This is a genomic window from Planktothrix sp. PLAVEN19ND (assembly GCF_057220675.1).
In genome coordinates this window covers 4,727,627-4,746,784 of sequence record NZ_CM170132.1, presented here as the reverse complement: position 1 = coordinate 4,746,784, position 19,158 = coordinate 4,727,627, and the positions used below count along the sequence as shown (strand labels likewise).

The 19,158-nt window shown below is 42.4% G+C and carries 25 protein-coding genes; 11 read left to right on the top strand and 14 right to left on the bottom strand.

Features of this window, described 5'->3' with window-relative positions:
• Positions 1 to 178 precede the first annotated feature (178 nt).
• The 3 genes from ndhI (at position 179) to nuoK (ending at position 2,108) form a co-directional block, all read left to right on the top strand.
• Positions 179 to 775, top strand: coding sequence for an NAD(P)H-quinone oxidoreductase subunit I (gene ndhI, locus AC2D3N_RS20300; RefSeq protein ID WP_079680698.1), 597 nt, complete (start codon positions 179 to 181; stop codon positions 773 to 775).
• A 97-nt stretch (positions 776 to 872) separates the two neighbouring features.
• Entirely contained in the window at positions 873 to 1,493 is a 621-nt protein-coding gene (locus tag AC2D3N_RS20295) for an NADH-quinone oxidoreductase subunit J (RefSeq protein WP_079680697.1), read from the top strand.
• A 303-nt stretch (positions 1,494 to 1,796) separates the two neighbouring features.
• Complete coding sequence (nuoK, locus tag AC2D3N_RS20290; RefSeq protein ID WP_079680696.1) at positions 1,797 to 2,108, top strand: NADH-quinone oxidoreductase subunit NuoK; 312 nt, start codon at positions 1,797 to 1,799, stop codon at positions 2,106 to 2,108.
• A gap of 51 nt (positions 2,109 to 2,159) precedes the next feature.
• Here the strand turns inward: nuoK and AC2D3N_RS20285 are convergent, their stop codons facing one another.
• The 12 genes from AC2D3N_RS20285 to AC2D3N_RS20230 form a co-directional block, all read right to left on the bottom strand.
• Complete coding sequence (locus AC2D3N_RS20285; RefSeq protein ID WP_079680695.1) at positions 2,160 to 3,422, bottom strand: M16 family metallopeptidase; 1,263 nt, start codon at positions 3,420 to 3,422, stop codon at positions 2,160 to 2,162.
• Positions 3,423 to 3,652: 230 nt separating this feature from the next.
• Entirely contained in the window at positions 3,653 to 5,284 is a 1,632-nt protein-coding gene (locus tag AC2D3N_RS20280; protein WP_079680694.1) for an SdrD B-like domain-containing protein, read from the bottom strand.
• A gap of 230 nt (positions 5,285 to 5,514) precedes the next feature.
• On the bottom strand, positions 5,515 to 6,018 hold the full coding sequence (locus AC2D3N_RS20275; protein ID WP_079680693.1) for an NAD(P)H-quinone oxidoreductase subunit J: 504 nt from the start codon (positions 6,016 to 6,018) through the stop codon (positions 5,515 to 5,517).
• Positions 6,011 to 6,733 (bottom strand): NADH dehydrogenase subunit K, encoded by a 723-nt coding sequence (locus AC2D3N_RS20270; protein WP_234996789.1) that lies wholly within the window; start codon positions 6,731 to 6,733, stop codon positions 6,011 to 6,013. Before AC2D3N_RS20270 ends, AC2D3N_RS20275 begins: the two co-directional genes overlap by 8 nt.
• 14 nt (positions 6,734 to 6,747) lie before the next feature.
• Complete coding sequence (gene ndhC, locus AC2D3N_RS20265; protein ID WP_079680691.1) at positions 6,748 to 7,110, bottom strand: photosynthetic/respiratory NAD(P)H-quinone oxidoreductase subunit C; 363 nt, start codon at positions 7,108 to 7,110, stop codon at positions 6,748 to 6,750.
• A gap of 119 nt (positions 7,111 to 7,229) precedes the next feature.
• Complete coding sequence (locus AC2D3N_RS20260; protein WP_484691958.1) at positions 7,230 to 8,597, bottom strand: IS110 family transposase; 1,368 nt, start codon at positions 8,595 to 8,597, stop codon at positions 7,230 to 7,232.
• Between the two features lie 295 nt (positions 8,598 to 8,892).
• Complete coding sequence (locus AC2D3N_RS20255) at positions 8,893 to 9,183, bottom strand: hypothetical protein (protein WP_484691957.1); 291 nt, start codon at positions 9,181 to 9,183, stop codon at positions 8,893 to 8,895.
• A complete protein-coding gene (locus AC2D3N_RS20250; protein WP_484691956.1) occupies positions 9,180 to 9,368 on the bottom strand; it encodes a hypothetical protein in 189 nt (62 codons plus the stop codon). Before AC2D3N_RS20250 ends, AC2D3N_RS20255 begins: the two co-directional genes overlap by 4 nt.
• A 47-nt stretch (positions 9,369 to 9,415) precedes the next feature.
• On the bottom strand, positions 9,416 to 9,610 hold the full coding sequence (locus AC2D3N_RS20245; RefSeq protein WP_484691955.1) for a hypothetical protein: 195 nt from the start codon (positions 9,608 to 9,610) through the stop codon (positions 9,416 to 9,418).
• Between the two features lie 72 nt (positions 9,611 to 9,682).
• Positions 9,683 to 9,856 (bottom strand): hypothetical protein, encoded by a 174-nt coding sequence (locus AC2D3N_RS20240; protein WP_484691954.1) that lies wholly within the window; start codon positions 9,854 to 9,856, stop codon positions 9,683 to 9,685.
• A 37-nt stretch (positions 9,857 to 9,893) separates the two neighbouring features.
• Positions 9,894 to 10,097 (bottom strand): hypothetical protein, encoded by a 204-nt coding sequence (locus AC2D3N_RS20235; RefSeq protein ID WP_484691953.1) that lies wholly within the window; start codon positions 10,095 to 10,097, stop codon positions 9,894 to 9,896.
• A gap of 190 nt (positions 10,098 to 10,287) precedes the next feature.
• Complete coding sequence (locus tag AC2D3N_RS20230; RefSeq protein WP_484691952.1) at positions 10,288 to 10,830, bottom strand: hypothetical protein; 543 nt, start codon at positions 10,828 to 10,830, stop codon at positions 10,288 to 10,290.
• Positions 10,831 to 11,401: 571 nt separating this feature from the next.
• On the opposite strand from AC2D3N_RS20230, the gene AC2D3N_RS20225 reads away from it, so the two are divergent.
• From AC2D3N_RS20225 to AC2D3N_RS20215, 3 genes are all read left to right on the top strand, one after another.
• Entirely contained in the window at positions 11,402 to 11,653 is a 252-nt protein-coding gene (locus tag AC2D3N_RS20225; RefSeq protein WP_484691951.1) for a helix-turn-helix domain-containing protein, read from the top strand.
• Between the two features lie 120 nt (positions 11,654 to 11,773).
• Positions 11,774 to 12,187 carry a hypothetical protein gene (locus AC2D3N_RS20220; RefSeq protein ID WP_484691950.1) on the top strand — a complete coding sequence of 138 codons (414 nt, stop codon included), beginning with the start codon at positions 11,774 to 11,776 and terminating at the stop codon, positions 12,185 to 12,187.
• A gap of 5 nt (positions 12,188 to 12,192) precedes the next feature.
• Complete coding sequence (locus tag AC2D3N_RS20215; protein ID WP_484691949.1) at positions 12,193 to 12,732, top strand: hypothetical protein; 540 nt, start codon at positions 12,193 to 12,195, stop codon at positions 12,730 to 12,732.
• 345 nt (positions 12,733 to 13,077) lie between these two features.
• On the opposite strand, the gene AC2D3N_RS20210 is transcribed toward AC2D3N_RS20215, so the two are convergent.
• Complete coding sequence (locus AC2D3N_RS20210; protein ID WP_484691948.1) at positions 13,078 to 13,218, bottom strand: hypothetical protein; 141 nt, start codon at positions 13,216 to 13,218, stop codon at positions 13,078 to 13,080.
• Between the two features lie 165 nt (positions 13,219 to 13,383).
• Here AC2D3N_RS20210 and AC2D3N_RS20205 point away from each other — a divergent pair, with 165 nt between their 5' ends.
• Positions 13,384 to 13,974 carry a tyrosine-type recombinase/integrase gene (locus AC2D3N_RS20205; RefSeq protein WP_484691947.1) on the top strand — a complete coding sequence of 197 codons (591 nt, stop codon included), beginning with the start codon at positions 13,384 to 13,386 and terminating at the stop codon, positions 13,972 to 13,974.
• Positions 13,975 to 13,994: 20 nt separating this feature from the next.
• Here AC2D3N_RS20205 and AC2D3N_RS20200 read toward each other — a convergent pair whose 3' ends face one another.
• A complete protein-coding gene (locus tag AC2D3N_RS20200; RefSeq protein ID WP_484691946.1) occupies positions 13,995 to 14,960 on the bottom strand; it encodes a hypothetical protein in 966 nt (321 codons plus the stop codon).
• Between the two features lie 84 nt (positions 14,961 to 15,044).
• On the opposite strand from AC2D3N_RS20200, the gene AC2D3N_RS20195 reads away from it, so the two are divergent.
• The 4 genes from AC2D3N_RS20195 to AC2D3N_RS20180 are packed head-to-tail and all read left to right on the top strand — an operon-like array spanning position 15,045 to position 19,144.
• The gene (locus AC2D3N_RS20195) at positions 15,045 to 15,563 is read left to right on the top strand and encodes a hypothetical protein (protein ID WP_484691945.1); all 519 of its coding nucleotides are present in this window, start codon (positions 15,045 to 15,047) and stop codon (positions 15,561 to 15,563) included.
• 14 nt (positions 15,564 to 15,577) lie between these two features.
• Positions 15,578 to 16,498, top strand: coding sequence for a hypothetical protein (locus tag AC2D3N_RS20190; RefSeq protein ID WP_484691944.1), 921 nt, complete (start codon positions 15,578 to 15,580; stop codon positions 16,496 to 16,498).
• Positions 16,499 to 17,422, top strand: a complete 924-nt coding sequence (locus AC2D3N_RS20185) for a hypothetical protein (protein ID WP_484691943.1) — start codon at positions 16,499 to 16,501, stop codon at positions 17,420 to 17,422.
• Between the two features lie 9 nt (positions 17,423 to 17,431).
• A complete protein-coding gene (locus tag AC2D3N_RS20180) occupies positions 17,432 to 19,144 on the top strand; it encodes a hypothetical protein (RefSeq protein WP_484691942.1) in 1,713 nt (570 codons plus the stop codon).
• Positions 19,145 to 19,158: the final 14 nt, after the last annotated feature.

The following is a 19,158-nucleotide window of genomic DNA, read 5'->3' as shown; positions in this document are numbered from 1 at the left end:
TGGGTAGCAGTTATCAGTGATCAGTTATCAGTTATCAGTTATTCAGTGTAAGATTTTAATTTGAAAGCTACTGATTACCAACTGAGTCTGAAATGCTGATTACAGATGACTTAAAACTGATTTTTTTCTTTACTGATAACTAATTAATGTTTACTGATAGCTGTTGGAGGGAGACATCATGCTCAAGTTTCTGAACCAAGTTACCGATTACGCGAAGGAAACCTTTCAATCTGCAAAATATATCGGCCAGGGGCTTGGGGTTACCTTTGACCATATGCGTCGTCGCCCCATTACGGTTCAGTACCCTTACGAAAAATTGATTCCTTCTGAACGGTTTCGGGGGCGGATTCATTTTGAATTTGATAAATGTATCTCCTGCGAGGTTTGTGTTCGTGTCTGTCCGATCAATTTGCCCGTTGTCGATTGGAACTATAATAAGGAAACCAAGAAAAAGCAGCTTAAACACTACAGTATTGATTTTGGGGTCTGTATTTTCTGTGGAAACTGTGTGGAATACTGCCCTACCAATTGCCTCTCGATGACGGAGGAATATGAACTAGCGGCCTATGACCGTCATGAGTTGAATTATGACAACGTGGCCCTCGGACGTTTGCCCTATAAGGTGACGAATGATCCCATGGTCACACCGTTGAGGGAGTTCGCTTACCTGCCAGCCGGGGAAATTGACCCCCATGATTTACCGGAAACGGCGGTTCGACCCGGGTTACGCCCAGAATCGATTATTGAACAAAAGTCAAAAGGCAATCAGGAGTAACGCTAGCGTTTCAGGTGCAAGCCACGCATCCAACCACTGATAACTGATGACTGATGACTGATAACTGATTAAACTGATTACTGATAAGGATGAAATTGTGAATTTAGCGGAAGGGGTTCAAATTGTTGCCTTTGGCTTATTAGCTGTGATCATGATTGGGACAGCTTTAGGTGTGGTGCTGCTCAAGAATATTGTCTATTCTGCGTTTTTACTCGGGGGTACATTTATTAGTATTGCTGGATTATATATTCTGCTCAATGCTGATTTTGTAGCCGCCGCCCAGGTTTTAATTTATGTGGGTTCGGTGAATGTTCTAATCCTATTTGGGATTATGTTAGTTAACAAGAGAGAAACCTTTAAAGAACTTCCTGGAAACTGGCTGCGAAAGGGGGCAACCGCCATTGTCTGTGGGGGATTATTTGCCCTCCTAGGAACCATGGTCTTATCGACTTCTTGGTTAATTACTCCGATTGTTGAACCCGTGGGCGGTTCGGTGACCTTAATTGGACAGCACTTTTTTAGTGATTTCCTGTTACCGTTTGAGTTAGCCTCGGTATTTTTATTAATGGCGATGGTGGGGGCAATTATTCTTGCCCGTCGGGATTATATTTCTGATCTTTTACCCACCCAAAAAAGTGAGCCTCCGGTTTTAACGCTACAGGAACGTCCCCGGGAGTTGATTTCAGTGGCAAGTGATCGCCCTCAAAAGGGGGAGTAGGGGAGCAGGGGGAGGCAGGGGAGGCAGGGGAGGCAGGGGGAGCAGGGGAGGCAGGGGGAGCAGGGGGAGCAGGGGAGGCAGGGGGAGCAGGGGGAGGTAAACTCTTTCTATTCCCTATTCCCCATTCCCTATTCCCCATTCCCTATTCCCTATTCCCTATTCCCTATTCCCTATTCCCTATTCCCTATTCCCTATTCCCTATTCCCTATTCCCTATTCCCTATTCCCTATTCCCTATTCCCCATTCCCTATTCCCCATTCCCTACTTTTGAATTAAAATAAAATCGGAGAAAAATAGAGAGTTATGCAATTACAACTGGAGTATTTTTTATTAATAGCAGCGGCTCTTTTCTGCATTGGTATCTATGGGTTAATTACCAGCCGTAATGCTGTTAGGGTTTTGATGTCGATTGAATTATTATTGAATGCCGTCAACTTGAACCTCATGGCATTTTCTAACTTTTCGGATTCGGCTAATATTAGGGGTCAAGTCTTCACTGTTTTTGTGATTACCGTAGCTGCGGCGGAAGCGGCTGTAGGTTTAGCAATTGTTCTGGCTATTTATCGCAACCGAGATACTATAGATATGGAAGAATTTAATTTGTTGAAATGGTAGACCCGCTCAGGATTTAAGGATGAACAGAATCCTTGTATTAATCCTTAAATCCTAGGGTTTAACCACCATTACCGCATAATTTTCTAAATTTAGCAGTTCCTGCAAAATAGCTTGCAATTCTAAGGGTTCAAAGGATTTAATTTGAGTCGGATAGGTTACCGATATCTGAGGTTCTGCTACTGTAAAATAGTATCCATATAGTCCCGCTAATTGTCCGGGGGTCTCCGTTGAAAAGGAATAGTCATTACAGAGAAACCTTTGACTTCTCCTAAGTTCTGATTCTGAAATCGGCTCGTTCATTAACTGATTAATTTCTTCACAGATCAAATCTTCTACTTTCTCTAAATTTTTAGGTTCTAATAAAGCACTAATTGTAAACAAACTAGACTCTTGTTGTAAGGAAAAGTCGCTACAAATATCATGGACAAGTTGCAGTTTTTCCCGCAGTTTTTGGACTAATCGAGAGGTTCTTCCCGAAGCAATCACCGAGGAGAGTAAATCGAGTCCATAGGCCTGTCTTAATTGCTCTACCCCTGGCCCCGTCCAAGCCAAGGTTAAACGGGCTTCTTCAACATAAGGTAAACGCAGTTCCCGACGATGAATTCCCCGAATTCGGGGCTGCACCACTTCATAAAGATGGGTGTAAGTGGTTGGGGGTAAAAAATTCCCAAAAGCCTGATTTACCAAATCTAGGGCTTGTTGTTCTGCCACATCCCCAATCATCACCACAGCCATATTGTCCGGTTGGTAGCGACATTGATGGAACCGTCGCATTTCATGGGGTGCTCGCTCCATTAATTTGGCTTCTGTTCCCAAAACAGAACGACCGTAGGGATGACGTTCATATACCGTTTCCATTAAAACCTGGAAACTCAGCCAATCGGGATCATCAGTCGCCTGACGAATTTCTTCCAAAACCACATCCCGTTCTCGATTAAATTCACCATCGGGAATCGTGGCATGGAGCAGCAACTCCCCCAGGGCGTTTAAGGTTTCCTCTAAATACTGAACGGCGGTTGTAATATAAAAATGGGCATAATCATGGCTGGTTGCAGCATTGGCGACACCCCCGCAACTTTCAATCACTTGATCGAACATCCCCGGCCCAATCCAATCTGTGCCTTTAAAAATCATGTGTTCCAAAAAATGTGCCATCCCCGACCACATATCCGGTTCGTAAATGGCACCCGCCCTAACCCAAACATCCACAACCACAACCGGGGTGGCGGTCATCTGCTGATGAATCACCGTTAAACCATTGTTTAACTTAAAAGTGCGGGCGGGAAAGGTTGAAGTTGTCAAAACTTGAGACAAATTATTAGGTGTTAAACTCCACTTAATGTAGCCTACTTCAAATTAATCAGCAGTAGTAGAGAAAATCTGAGTACCTGGATACAAAATTGCTAGAGTTCTTTTTTCCAGGGAATTTGCCTTGCCAAAAAATATCACCCTAGAGAAGAAGCTAATTCTAAAGATTAGTGCTCCCCTAGGATGAAAATTAATTAAACAGATCGATGTATTAATCAATCAATCAATCACTAAATTTAAACGACTGGGAATCCAGTGTTAGGAAGGAAAGGGTTTTGGGCAACGACTTGGACTCCAGGAACAGGAATCAAAGTTTTTTCGTTAATAGCGGGCTTAGGTTGAACACCAGAGACGCCGATAGCCAGTTGGGCAGCTTGACCCGAGCCTAAGATGACATTAGGAATTGCCGTTGTCGGGAACTTCCCGCTACTGGTTGTCCGTACAATATAGTCGCCCGGGGTGGTCAGGTTAAAGAAGCCAAAGGAACCCGACGCATCGGTAACAGAAGCCGGCTCAACCAAAGAAGTATCATTATCTCGTTTGCCGTTGTTGTTGAAGTCAAGATAGACTTGGACTCCGGCTTGGTTGGGTTCACCCGGTTGCAGAATCCCATCTGAGTTTAAATCATTGAAAACAAATCCTGTAATGCTATCACGCAGCACCGCCGTAGGTGTCTGAGCAAAAGTATACAGGAAGTTGGCTTGAGCCGAACCACCTGGAATCACAGGAGCATCAATGGTGGCTCCGGGTGTTGGTGATGTTCTAACGTAGGCGGTGGTTGGGGGAACTGAAGTCACCGGGAAAGTCTTGGCGACAGACAGAGGATCAACTAAAAGCTGGTAGGCGAGATAGGGGTTTTGAGCCAAGGTGGCATTAGATTCCTGACCAACGTTGGTATTTAAGCCTTTGATAATATAGGCCCCATCAGCAGCACTGACCGTAGACTTTTCGCCCAAGTCAAAGACGTTATTTCCGTTAGAGTCGAGAAAGACAGTAATGCCGTTAATTCCGGGTTCGTTGGCTTCTGGGACGCCATTACCATTTCGGTCATTAATGACTTTACCGTAAACACTATTGGGAACCACAAGTCCCAGATCCACTTTGTTGGTGGTTGAGCCAGCAAAGACATCAACAACTAATGGAGTATTGGTTGTTTGTACATCACCCAGAATAGAGATTGCTCCGTCTACCTTATCAGCAGGTTGAGCAATTCTTAACAGGTAGGAGCCAGCAGGTAAAGCATTAAAGTTATAGAACCCAGCTTCATTGCTGAGGGTTCTGGGTTCGTTAGCATTCAGGAAACCATCGTTATTGAGGTCAATGTAGACGGGAACCCTTGGTAACGTGGCATCCACTAAGGGATCGTATACCTGAGTCTGAGAGGAAAACCCATTGGGATTGACAACAAGGTTACCATTAACGTCGTAGACGTTAGTGTTGTTATAGGTAACAAGATTGCCTTTATCGTCATAGGCGTAGTTGTAGAGACCCTGTAGATTGTTATCTACAAAAACAGCCCCACTAATGTTGCCGGTCAAAGACGGAACTACCACAGGAGCAACGGCTCCAGTATTGGCAATGTTAACTGTAGTTGCATCAGCCGCTCCAGTCAGAGTAACTGGGGTTGCAAGCGTTGTCCGTGTGAAACCTGGAGGAACAATTTGTCCCACCAGAAAATTTCCTGCCGCTAGGTTAGGAAACGAATAAAAACCATTAATGTCAGTGACACGAACCTGTTCTAAGGCTTCCGGCGAACCATTGCCATTGGTATCTAAAAAGACAGTGACATTGGGCAGTGCCACGTCCCCGGCATCAAAGATGCCGTTGCGATTAATATCATTAAATGTTGTACCGTTGAGTGTACTCACGATTTGACTCCTCCACCAGAGTGAATTGCGAAACGCATCGAAAACCTTGACTGATTCCGTTTGACTTAGGGTAGAACTCCTCGCTTAACCTTCAACTACAACCCTTAATCGGAATCACCAGGGTGTATCCAGTCCGAGCAAGATATGAATTCTACATTATCGTAGGCAACTATATCAGACTTCCTAGAGATCTGGCAATTTGGATCGCCAGATTGATTTACAGGTTGCCCTTAATAGGCATCTTGCAACTCATGGAAATCAGGAGAGATATAATCTTTTCTTAAAGGCCAACCGATCCAATCTTCAGGCATTAAAATCCGTTTCAGATTAGGATGACCTTCGTAGACGATACCATACATATCGTAGGATTCTCGCTCCTGAAAATCGGCTGCTTTCCATATCCAGTAGACTGAAGGGACTTTGGGGTCATCCCGTGGGACGAAGACTTTGACGCAGATTTCCTGCGCTTGTTCCACGTCATCATCAATTTTAACTAAATGATAGACACTAACTAGGGCATCCCCGGGGCCAGCGTCATAGGCACATTGACAACGTAAGCAGTTAAATCCGTAAGCATACAGGGCAGTGGCAAGGGGAATCAAGTAGTCTCGATCAACTTTAATAATTTCTACCCCCATGGCATTAGGGCCAAGGGATTCATGCTCAAAGCCATTTTCTGTCAACCACTGGGAGACTTTTCCCGCTTCAACCAGGGGAGCTTCGGTGTTATCCACGTTTTTCCTCCCGGGCTGGTTCAGCAACTAAGGCAGGGGGAATTGCCCCACCCATCGCTTCGGTTAACTGTTTGGGCGGAACCTGACGGGATTGTGTCACCAAATATTGACCGGTTAAAATCGGTTCCACTGGTTTGAGATTGTGGGGGCGGGTGTAATAGCGATGGGTTTGTTGGAGATTGGCCCGCTCCTGGAGGGCATCATTGGCCACTTTCTTCCGTAGTTTGATCACCGCATCAATAATTGCTTCAGGACGGGGGGGACACCCGGGAATATAAACATCCACGGGAATTAATTTATCCACGCCTCGCACCGCCGAGGGGGAGTCCATACTAAACATCCCCCCGGTGACGGTACAAGCTCCCATGGCAATCACATACTTAGGTTCGGGCATTTGCTCATACAAACGCACCAAAATCGGGGCGTATTTCATGGTGATGGTGCCGGCGGTAATCAGTAAATCCGCCTGTCGAGGGCTAGACCGGGGAACCAGACCAAAACGGTCAAAGTCAAACCGAGAACCAATTAAACCCGCAAATTCGATAAAACAACAGGCTGTCCCGTACAACAGCGGCCATAGGCTAGAGAGCTTTGCCCAGTTGTAAAGATCATCTACCGTGGTCAGGATCAAGTTTTCCGAGAGTTCCTGAGTCACTTGGGGTCGCTCAACCGGATTAATAATTTTTTCCATGTCGGATGAAACGCTTTGAGTCATGGTTGTATCACTGTCTATGACCATTCCAATGCACCTTTACGCCAGGCGTAAACCAGTGCAATGACAAGAATTGAAATAAAAATTAAGGCTTCAATAAAAGCCAAGAGTCCCAAATTATGGAAGACAACGGCCCATGGGTAGAGAAACACGGTTTCAACGTCGAAAATGACAAACACCAAGGCGAACATATAGTATCGGATGTTGAATTGAATCCATGCCCCTCCAATGGGTTCGTTTCCTGATTCATAGGTGGTGTGACGGACACCCCGACGACTTTTTGGCCCTAAGATCTTGGAGGCTGTCAAAGCCAGGATGGGAACTAGGCTGCTGATGATTAGGAAGCCTAAAAAGTATTCGTAGCCACTGAGAACAAACACAATAAATTACTGACCGTTCTAGGTTTGTAACTGATTTTTTACATTTTACCCTACTACGGATTTTAGTCTGATTTTAAAACCCGACTGAGTTATTCAATCTCAATCGGGTTTTAGTTGGTTTATTGTTTAAATCGTTTCAGTAGCTCGCTGTAGAGCATATTCACAACTTTACTCATTATCTTGGCTTGGATATGCTTACCTCTGAGGGTAGGCTTTCCTTGACCATCAACTTGAGATTTTAGATCATCGCGATAAGCAATTAAGCGTTGATTGATTTCATTCTCGGGGAGATTACCTTTAGAGCTTTCAATCCTGGTTAGAACGTGAAGGTAGAGCGATTGACGGCAGATTGCTGAACCTCCAGCTTTCTCAATCCAACCATCCCCCGAACTTTCCATAATTGTTCCTTGGCCCAAACGCATTTTAAAAGCGTCACGGCTCCGGTTCTTCTTAGTTACCTTGACATCACCAGGCTTAAACTCAACCTCAATAGTTCCCTTGTTATAGGACTTGTCTACCCTTTTAACCTCCCGATGTTCCCTGTCTATCCATTCCTTACCGTCTGGCAATAGAAATGATTCAAAGGGATAGCACCGGGTTAATAGGCGAGTACCAATCCTTAACCCAAACCCGAACAGATCAAACACTTCCATGTAAGGCAGGAATTCTTCCCGCCGGAGTAGTTCTATCACTTTGGACTCAATTCGGTTTTCTTCCAGGCATAACTCGGTTAACCATCGGGCGTGACATTTAGTAATCGGATCAATTTCCAGGTCGTAATCGTGAACGATGGAATTGGCGTATTTTTTCCGAATCAGGGTTAAGCCGCTTTTGCTCGAATGTTCTGGCATATCCCCCAAGAATCCCCAAATTGCCGGGACGTATTTACCGATCCTTGCTTTGGAGAATGCCGCCTCTGGGAATTCGTGGGTTAAACGTTGACGGGCATAGTTAATGATGGGACTCTGAACCCGTGCGAGATGTTCTAATTGTTGAACTAACTCTCGCAGTTCCATCACTGGCTCTGGCTGGCTTAATAAAAAATACCGTTCGTTTAAAGTTCCATCACTTTGTAAGTGTTCGGGGTCAAACGGGTAAGCCGCCATTGCCAGAGCGTCAACCGCATCATTCTTACCGTGACCGGGTAAATTTTTCCCTTCACGATAGCGTTTTAACTCCATGTGACCAACCCACTTAACAGTAACTCCCTCAGTCTTTAAAATCTGATAAAAGATGCGACTATAATGGACTCCTGTGGGTTCTAATACTGCTAAATTGGGTTTATGTTCCTTGATAAATTCCACAAAATCCCAAAGTGATTTTTGCCGATCGCCCTTTGGATTTGAATAGAATCGCGGGTAAAATTCCGCCGCGTTTTTAGCAGACTTGCGCCAATAGTTTCCCAGTCCGCCTGCTGGATAATTTTCTAAGACATGACAACAAACGTTGTCCTTTGAAACGTCCAGGCCCAAAACTTTGTATTCCATTTTCGAGGTTCTTGTATAGGTGGTTTTCGCTGTTTAAATCCCTTCTTGAATTGCCGCACAAATCACCCTAACAACCCCGGAGGGTCGCGCTTTACCGCTAAACGGCGAAAGGGCGGATCATAGGTAGCGATCGCATAAAATGTAGAACGCCCAGAGAGCGCAATTTGACATCAACGACCACTAACCTACTTATGATCCGACGGAAAGAGAGCGACCCTTTCCGCGACATTCTCCCGATGTTCTGGGAGAATGTTTCGGCTAGGGGGTCAGCCTAGCTACTCATCAGGCGGAGAAATTAAACGTAGTAAAAATCGATTTCTGTGGGTTTACTGCCGTCATCCATCGGGTTAGGTGGGAAGAAATGATCATCTAGTTCTGTTAACAGGCGGGTTAGGGTGTCGTTGTCCCAGCAACGTCCTTCTAGGTGTCGTTCTCTTCCCGAACTTAGGTACAGATGGATTACATCTATTTCGTCATCCGCCGTGCTAATTTCGTAAGAAATTACCTCCTCCAAATTGATTACTAATTGGGTTGTATATTTGTGATTGTCTGTTAATGCTACGATTTTGATTCGTGATGCTTTCATGATTCTGTTTCCTCATCTAAGTAATCTAAAACGCTGTGTTCAACTTCCCAATCAACTAAGTAAACAATGCAATCAAATCGATTTTCCCCTTCTGGCAAGTCGCAGTCACAGCCACAACAATAAGTTGCATCAGTAAGATTGTCTGACTCGCATTCTGGGCATTCAATCACTCTTATTAGTCGCATAATTTAACCCTCATAAAATTGGGTAAAATTCCCTAAATTTACGCACATCATTTAACCCTCCGAATACTGTTGAACTGGACTTGTTTCCAAATCTCTAAAGCCTCTGTAATTTGTTCGGGAGACATAGAAAAAACCTCCTCCATAACTTTTGAATAATCACAAACCTCACGGGTTGTTAAATCCCATTGAAAATTAACTTGAGCTTGCGCTGAAGAAGAAACTACGATAACCTTAGTGGACATGATGATTAACTCCAATGTGTATAAGATTGGGGAGAGGAAGGTTGCCCCCTTCCTCTATTTTTTTTGTCGGTATTACCCAACCGACGGGGCGATATCCTCAACAACTTGAGTAATCTTTAGTCTGGGATACCACTTGAATAACAATTCAGAACATTTATCCGCAACGATAGGATGGGAGAACGGCCCCGCTTTAATCGTTAATCCGTCTGGGAATATCCCAATCACTAGATATTTGCGTTTGAGCATGATTTTAATTCCTGATAAAAGGACTAAATCTTGGCGATTATTCTTCCTCACGGGAGGGAGGCTTTAAAGGCATTAATCCACCAAATGATCGGTAGGATTTAATGGAATCACTCAACCCTTCACAGGCTGTAATTACATCCTTGGGGTCTTCGTCATCTAACAGGAAACAGACTTCAACGCGGGTTTCCTCACTCTCGTCTTTATTGATCTTGGTTCGATAACCAATTTTTTCAATTAACACTTAACCTCCTTGGTTTAACGATAGACTCTGTAATTGAAATTTATTGACATCAAGTTAGAATTTGAACTTTTTCGCAAAAACGCGATTAGTTACTATTTTCTGTCGGAGTGAGTGGCTATTACCAGTAAGCAGAATAACTGGCCCTTTGTTCTTCTTACCTCGTTTATTCCGTCGATTAGCTATTTGATATCTATTGGGTTTTTTTGACATGAAAACTGACCATCTCCTTTGCTGTGTTTAATAGTTTCTGCTTGATGACATCCGGCATCTTTTGGATTTCACTAACCCCGCAGTCAATCGCGTTATAGGTGAATTTTTGAAAATCTTCGTCATCATCAAACATTCCGAGAAGCTGTGAGGTAGAAATCAACGCACCCATTAGGGCGAGGATTGTTCCCTCGTTTGCAGAAAATATGATCGTGGTTTCTTCTCCTAGTGTTGGGTTTTCTTGGTTTGAATCTTCAGTAATCGTGCTTAAAGGTTCTCCACAATCTGAATAAAAAGGGATTTGAGCCTGTTGATAAGGATCTAGGAATATCAAATCTACTTTTAAACGTTTGCGCTCGATTACCGATGCAATTTTTTCAATCTTTAGGGCTTCTTGAATCAGAGCGATTCCTTCAGGGTCTTCACAATTAAGCTTTAAATTAGAATCGGATTTAGCTTGATTTACTGCTGATTCAATGTCAAAGATTAATTGTCGAAAATCTATGGGCATAAGCAAGTTTTCCAATTCGTGAACATCTACAGCCGCCCCGTTTTGGAGCGTCTTTATCAGCATTAGAAGATTGACTCACATAGAAGCTAGTGAGCAATATAAACATGATTGAAATTTTTATAAATCTGCTAGAATTGTTTTGAAGAAACCACTTGACTTTGCATCAAGAATCTTTTCTCTATCACTTCAGTAGAAAGGGTTCTTTTTTTTTGCCTAAAAGTCCTTGAGGGGGCGCTTTGTCGCTTTTGACCTTTCGGGCGCTCGCTGCACTGTGAAAGGGGCCGCCTACCAGTTCCTCGGATTTAGGGAAGGGGGGAGAATGCTACAAAACCCCCCAAGCGGTAGATTCTTCGTTTTTTATGGAAATCTTGGCTTGTTCAAAAAGTTCTAACTAATCCATAGGCACTAATTCCCCTGTGTAAATTTACGGTTGGTTCGTGGTAGACAATCAACTCATGGCTTGTAAATCTTGAAGGACTCGCATATCCGATTGATCGCCAAGCCTTTGTTGTATCTACCTTCTTGCACTATAGTGCATGACTATTATATTTGTCAAGCATTATTGTGCAAGCACTATTGTGCTATTATGACAGTAAATCAAAACTCTGACTCATTTCCTACCTTGAAGAAACTAAGGGAAGCCTCTGGATTAACACAGCCTGAGTTAAGTCGCCGAATGTCTGTAGGAATTCGGATAATTAGCGACTGGGAATCAGGCGCAAAAATCCCACGATTTGATAACGCAATTGCACTAGCTAAGGAATTGGGGGTTTCCCTAGAAGATTTAGCGAGGGCGATGAACTTGGGCGGTGTTGACAGCCCGCCTAGTAAACGATGATCACCCTCGTCTGAGTTGCCTTTCTTTAATTGAAGATAGCGCGAGTCTACCACTGCCTTACAGGTAGTGGTTTTTGATTTTTCTGATGACACTTATATAAATAGATAGGAACCCGAAGTGATGGAACTTGAAGTCAAAACCCAAATTACCGATCATTCATCCGAACGGATCGAGTCCGAAGTGATGGAACATTCCGATCACCCAGACGATGACCTGACCGCAATATTGAAAGCTAAGGACGAGCAAATTAAGCGGCTGCAACTGGGCAACCTGTGTTTTATGAACCGAGGTAAACGTTTAGAGGCAAGAATTGAGGACTTGAAAACCGGGTTGATAGAAGTTAGAGATCGTTTAAGCGCAATCAACCAAGTGTTGACCGTCATCCCGTCAGCCGCCCTGTCAGACTCAGAACTAAAGGGGGTGTTATGGGTGATTCGGTGCCTGACGGACGAAGGTGAAAGCAACATTGAGCATGGTTTGGCTATGTCCTTTTCCCCTGACTTATATGACGAACCCGATTCAGATGAGGATTAACGGCCATGGTTCAGCAACTTAACCTACTCCCCTCAGAGGAACCGTTACCATTATTCGGAAATTCCAACCCCCAGGAATTAGCGGCGCTGGCATTGGAACAAATTCGGAATCAACCCGGAATTACTACCGAAGATTTAGCGACCCGATTGGGAGTTAGTTACCAAGATATGCGGTTCGCCATTGTCCGATTTTTGAAACGCACCGGCGCGGCTGTTGATCAAGGTTGGGCTGTTCCCGCCGCTCTGCCATCACCCGGCATCGATGCTGATATTTTCATTCGTCCCGTGACGAATGAAAATATCAAGTCTAATTCGTCACGGGACGAATTAAACATTAAATGGAAATCCCCTAGAGGGACGGCTAAAACTGATTCAAAATACCCTTGGCTTTACGATGGCGATCGCCACTTAATTTATATCGGTGGTGGTAGTCAATCAAACCCGATTGCTAAGTCTCGCGTTGAACAAGTGGAGCATTGGATTAGTTGCGGGCTCGCAACTGGAGAAATTATTCGGCGGGTTGAGGAAATGAAGCGGGGCCTCTAATCCCGATGAGAAATTCCGAAGTGCTGGAACTTTTTTAAATTTTGCCCCCTGCTGAAATTTACGGCGGGGGGTAAGTTTTTATTAGACTGGAGGAAACTCGGTGGACTCAATCAACTGAAGTAGCCTATCAGCATCGGCTATCGCTTGTTTAGTAATTTGCTTGATATCGTTTGCCCTACGGTTTTTCATCCCTATACCAAATTCATACGAGTAGCGACCTAGGCGCGCGGAATAACCATGATATAGGATTTTAACCGTTCCACCCTTGTACTTAAATTTTTTAACTATTGTCTTTACCATAAATCCTAGAGAGCGATCGCTTGTTCGTCGCGCAAGGGACACCCTCTAGGATTTAACTTTCTCATTCAACCAGAGGGAGTAACCGACCGATGCTATGCCGTTACTTTGTTTATTGTATCCCAAGCGTTGATAAGCTACAATAGAAGCAGAAAATATTAATAATTGCTGGGTTGATGGTGTCAACATAAAACCGCCCAAACCCGCCCAGTTGCTCTTTTATCTAAAACAGCAACCCCAGATATAGACCCCATACCCCCCATATAGTAAGGATTTTGGGTACTATTGGCGGTGTCGGGTATGTGCCGGAGTTGCTAAAATAGTAGAAAATGACCAAAAACAGCAACTAAATTGATGCCCAAAAGAAACCGGATCGGACAAGCTGCAACCCTTACCCTTTTAGAGATAGAAAGAATCTACCAGGCGTTTGAATCAAAAAGAGATAAAATCATCTGGGCTATACTCTGTGGAACGGGGGAACGAATATCAGCAACTCTCTCGCTAAATGTTGCGGATATTTACAGAGTGCCGTCTAAGTCCAAAACCTGGGATGAAATTACTTTCCCCTCCTCAATCCGTAAGAAACGCCCCGACGGTACAAGCGAAACCCGGCAAGTTCCCATCAGTCGCAAACTCAAATCTGAATTAGAGAATTTTACCCCCCCAAGCCACGGATTGTTATTTCCGTCACCCGATAACCCATTGGTTCCCATCAGCCGCCAGAATTACGATAAGAACTTTCGGCAGGCCTTAAAAAAATCGGGTTTATCTCGATTAGGCGCGACGTTGCATTCTCCCAGGCGCACCCTTGCCACAAGATTATTTGAGGAAGGAACCCCCATCAACATCATCCAAAAGATTACAGGACACCGTTCTATCGCAGTGTTACAGCGATATATTGACGTGAGTGACGCGCAGGTTAAGAGCGCGATGGATATGCTGTGAGTTTTGAGAGTTGCGATCAGTTAGTCTATTCTCATAGCTACAACCGAGCTTAAAGAGTTGGGGCTAAAAAAAACAAATAATGGAACCCCAATAGTAGAGGCTTCTATTGTTGGGGAAGGGAGAAAGACGGGAAAGTCTATAATAACAGGATTGTTATTAGAGTCAAAACTCAATAAATTATCTAATTTAAAAATGTCTAAAGTCTTTTTAAAAAAGTTAAAAACAATTTTAAAAACATAAGAAGAATTTATTGTTATTGTATTGGTAGGGGCTAGTTGAATCGCGGAAGGAGTGGGAAACAAATATTCTCGAATTATCGCAATAACGTTTGAATAAGCCTCAAATCCAACAATCATTTTATTAGTATTTTCGTTGGTTCTTCCAACCCCTATTCTTGCCCTATGGGGATATGCGCCCGAGATGATTGTTGTATCGTAAGTTACTATAAAGGAAATAATGGTAGAATCCAATGGAAAAATATAATTATTAAATTGAATGTAATTAGTAGTGTTATTGGAAGCCCCTGTATTCCCAATAATTAATCCTTTCTCACCGCTTAGTAAATAACCGCTATTTGCAAATGTTTTGGTCGTCAAACCTTGGTTTATGTGGCTAAGAACCAAGCCGAAAATATTACTATCGGTGTTTCTAAAATCTAACCATCCGTTGGTCAGATTTAGCCCGTTTCTAGCGAGTAGTAAAGGTGTATAGCTAGAGCTCCAGTTGTTGCTGGATAAACTACCATTTTTTAATTCTATAGGCGACGATCCGGTAAAACTAGCTAAAATATCAAATTCGATTTTCTCAGGATTTCTTCTAATATTCGATATTTCACCAATGCTACAGATAATGTTTGTATCGGGGGTGAAGTTAAAACCTTTAATAATTATAGGGGAAATTTCCCCTATAATAGCCACCCCCTCCACGCTTTCGATGTAGGGGATTTCGCTATTATTGAGTAATGGAGAAGTAATCGAAAATGGCATAAAATTAACAGTATTGTTATTGATTTTTCTGTTTTTATTGTATAATATAATTAATGAAATTCGCAAAAAAGGAAACAACAAATTATGCAAATTACATCTGGGTTGTATCCAGATTTTTCAACTCTTGTCACCCTGGAATCTTTGACCCTAAAACTGGCTAGAACTATTTTATCAGTTCAAAAAAACCCCCTCTATAATTCCGGTGTGCAGGATATCATCTCAATCACGGGGGACGAGGAAGCCGAATATTTGACCGTCACCTGTGAAAATTGGGAGGCGAGTCTACTAGATGGGCAATTGACAATCAAAAATTATTTTCCTACCCATCCTTTCGTCGCTGGCACGGGGGATTACCCATTCAACCGAGAGCATCTATGTGATGCGTTGTTCCATTGTGTCGCCTATCAACAATTGCAGGAATTAAACCTACAAAAGAACCCCGGAGACGGGAATCAATATATTAGTTTTAGTGCGTCTCATGCGGATGCAAAAGGTAGGAGTTTGAATTTTGATGTTTCGTTCTCTCTGAATAATCTGCCAACAATGTTAGTAGATATTGTAGACGGTTTGACAATTAAAGCTAGACCCTATCTACAGGATTAAGGGAGTTGAAATAAATGCCAATTAATTCCCCGAAAAAAGATGATTATTCCGATTTGTTAACCGCTATTTCTCAGTTAACCTTAACTGGGGGCGGTGGTAATGGATTCAAATATGCTAAAGCTATAGAATTTAATCTACCCGCCAACGAAGAATCTATAATTTTAGGCAGTGATTCCGACGTTTTACGAGAAGTCTATCTAATCAACAACTCCGATACAAATGTACAGCTATTTTGGGATGACGGAATCACTGTAACAGCGATTCTTGAAGGGCTGAAACCAAATGGCGGTATATTTCAAGATTGGAGCGATGGAGGATTAGAATTAAGAGCAAAGTCTGGTAATCCTGCTAATTTAAAATTATTAGTTAGGAGTACGAAGCCAATTGATTATCAAGTAGGAATTGAGGTTGAGGAAATGACACCTGTTAAAGTTATTCTGTACGCACCAACGACACGCGATTATTTAGGGAATGATGTAGACCCCGGAAACTTTGGGGCAAATTTGTCTAAATTATTTGGATCTAATAATTATATTGACGGACATAAATTATTTGCTGTAGCCGATTCCACACCAGGGAAAGAGTTAAATTTTACAATTCAAACTGATTTAGAATTTCCTATTGTTTTTCAGTGGATTGATCCCTTTGAAATAGCTTTACAAGGATTTAAAATTGCTGCTGACATATTAAATCCCGAAATAGAAGATTTGCCCTCTGATTTCGCTGGTAGAATTACAAGTCAAGGTTCTTGGATGAATCAAACAGATAGCTTGTCTATTCCCATTAAAATAAAGCCTGATCGTTGTCATTATGTGGGGCGTTTTATGGCTATTTCTGGAATAACGGGAATGTTAGACACCTGTGTGATCACTGATTACACTCCTAATCCAGTAAACGCATTTGACGGCGGCACGGTAACAATAGGAGGGTTTTAGATGGAGATTGTCTCCCAAACCTTTAAGGGGATTATCCCCCCAGTGCGAATAGACCATATTAACGGAGATGGGCGAATTGTTCCCATAATTGATTGGGCTGCAATTTCGGAAAAGCACACCCCTGAGAATGCGGTTAACGTGCAATATGAAATGACCTTGGAATATTTAACTATAAACCATTATTTGCCTACTTTATTGAAAATTCCTAGTTCGTCATACCCTGAATATCGCGCCGCCGATAAAGAATTACAAAGAGCATTAAAAACCGTTGAATTTAAGCGTAATTTTTCCCCTGACAAAAATTACGCGGTTCAATTTCTTCTTTGGAATTGGTATTTGGATAATTGGAGACCAGTCCATTTTGATAGAGACGTTTTACAAAATGCGGGGATGGAGGGCCGAATTAATTTAATTAAGCCCTATTTGGTAACGGTGGGGGATACGATTTTTGGAGATAATCTTCACAAATTGGGACTCTCAATAGCCCCTCGATATTTAGAGGAGGGGGATTATTTAGAAATTAGTGGCGGATATTCGGGATCAATTTCTTATCTCTATAGAGAACCTGAAATTGTTTTATCTGAAGGACAGAGGGGAGTTGAGGATATTTCGACAACATCAATCCGACTACTAGGAGCAAATTCTAAGCGGGCTGTATTATGGGTTTGTAATGAAGGTTTGCAACGGGTCTACTGGCAATTTACGAACCCTTATTACACTGAATTAGAACCAGGAATCTCCCCTTATTTAGATCCAGGGCAAAGTTTGACTTTTGAACATGGAACTTTGATCTCTAATGGAGGAGACAATCATAAATTCCTTGGAAAATTTGCTAATTCAATTTGCAAGTTGCCTTTATTGATTGTTTGTCAGTCAGGAACAAGTAAAGTTGTTTATCAGGAATTAAATTTTGATGTTAATTAAATTTTTCTTATGCCAAGTCGAACAGAAACTAGAATTGAATCCGATGGAAATGATGGAATTAATATTGGGGTTGATGTCGGAAGTTTTAGTGCTAGTATTAGTACCGGGGGAATTCTTTCTTTGGGAATTGGAATTGCCGAAGTTAATCTAAATCTAAAAAATCTAAACGAATCAGAAATCAATTATGCTTTTGGGCTTTACTCAATAGAAGGAGAGCAGCAAGGCTGTACCGTTATATTGAGATATTACATTGCTGGTCAACTGGCACAGACCGAAACCCGAACAATCCCAGAGTGCGAACCCGAACCCGAACCCGAACCCGAACCCGAACCCGAACCCGAACCCGAACCTGACCCACCTGACCCCCGCACTCCCAAACATCTATTGTATGAAAATGTGGAATGTATTTTTTATATCTTTCACTTCTTAGCTGGAGAGAGTATAGATACGGTATCAGCAGGTTCCTCTTTGTATTTTTTGTTAGAAGAAAAATTTGAATATATAGATTTTGAATTTTGGGGGGGGAACTCTGAGGGGAAATATTATGGAGCAAAAGCGCGCTACTGGGGGTTTCAATATGTTTATCCTGTTGTTCTATCTTCGGATGCAAACATCTCGGCAGTTATAGAAAATGGGTATACTACCTGGGATAAAAAATATAAAAGCTCGGGGAAAATGTTTCCGGCTTTAGGTGTAAAAATGTTTTTGGATTCAGAGGTCAATATATGGGGGATTAATTATCCCACTGGTTCTCGGAGTATCGGTATTTTTGGTCTGGGATTTGAGATCGATCAAATCTTGCAAAGATTCCAAAATAGTTCAGTCGCTTGGCGATCAGGTAGTTTGACCTATCTGTATCAAAGAACTGATGATGGTGCTTTGATTCCTTATACATCTTTTTATAAAAATACAAAAGAAAGGATACAATATAAAGCTGTATTTTCTGAACCCAAAAAATCAAAACCCCCATGGTTGAATCAGCCGCCGCCTTATAAGGAGACTCCTAAAATGGATGATAATTGTTGTGAGAAAATTGACGAAATCTACGAAGTTTTAGGAATTGCAGAAATGCAGAACCAAGGATTTATTATTCCTAATCGTTGTATTGCCCCAAATGCCAAAGGAAACACTAAATTAGAAAATTATCTCCAGATATTAGAATGGCAAATTAGACAAGCAGATCATATGGGAATACATCCCTTTGTGGCTACGATTAAAGATGCTAATGAAGCCATAGCGGGTGATCAATCTCTAAGTATTCAGTTTCCAAATGCCACGGCGGCGGTTAAATATATTGCTGAAACAGTAATGGAGGGTAAAGGCGACGCAGCGACGCGATTATCATTATTGGTGCGATTATCTTACGCAACCGCACAAATAACAACTATTTTGGTGCAGGCTAGTCGGGGAATTAAAGCACTATCTTCCTATTTTGGAATGCCTGTTGTTGAACGAATCGAATCCGTTAAAATTCCATTTGATATTCTGTTGGGAATTAGACCCGAAGGGGATAAGGGATTCGGAAAACAAACTACTAAATCAGGGGAACAAATTAAAGCCGAACTGTTGAAAAAAATAGACCAAAATTCAGAAGATGCAACTGAAGATATGTTACCGGATTTTATGAAAGTAGCAGAATTAGAGGTCAAGACTCAAGACTTTAGACCTTCTACTGAGTTTGATTTCTGGGCATTCTTAAAACGAGTTATGCGGGTTGATTAAATTTTAGGAAAGTT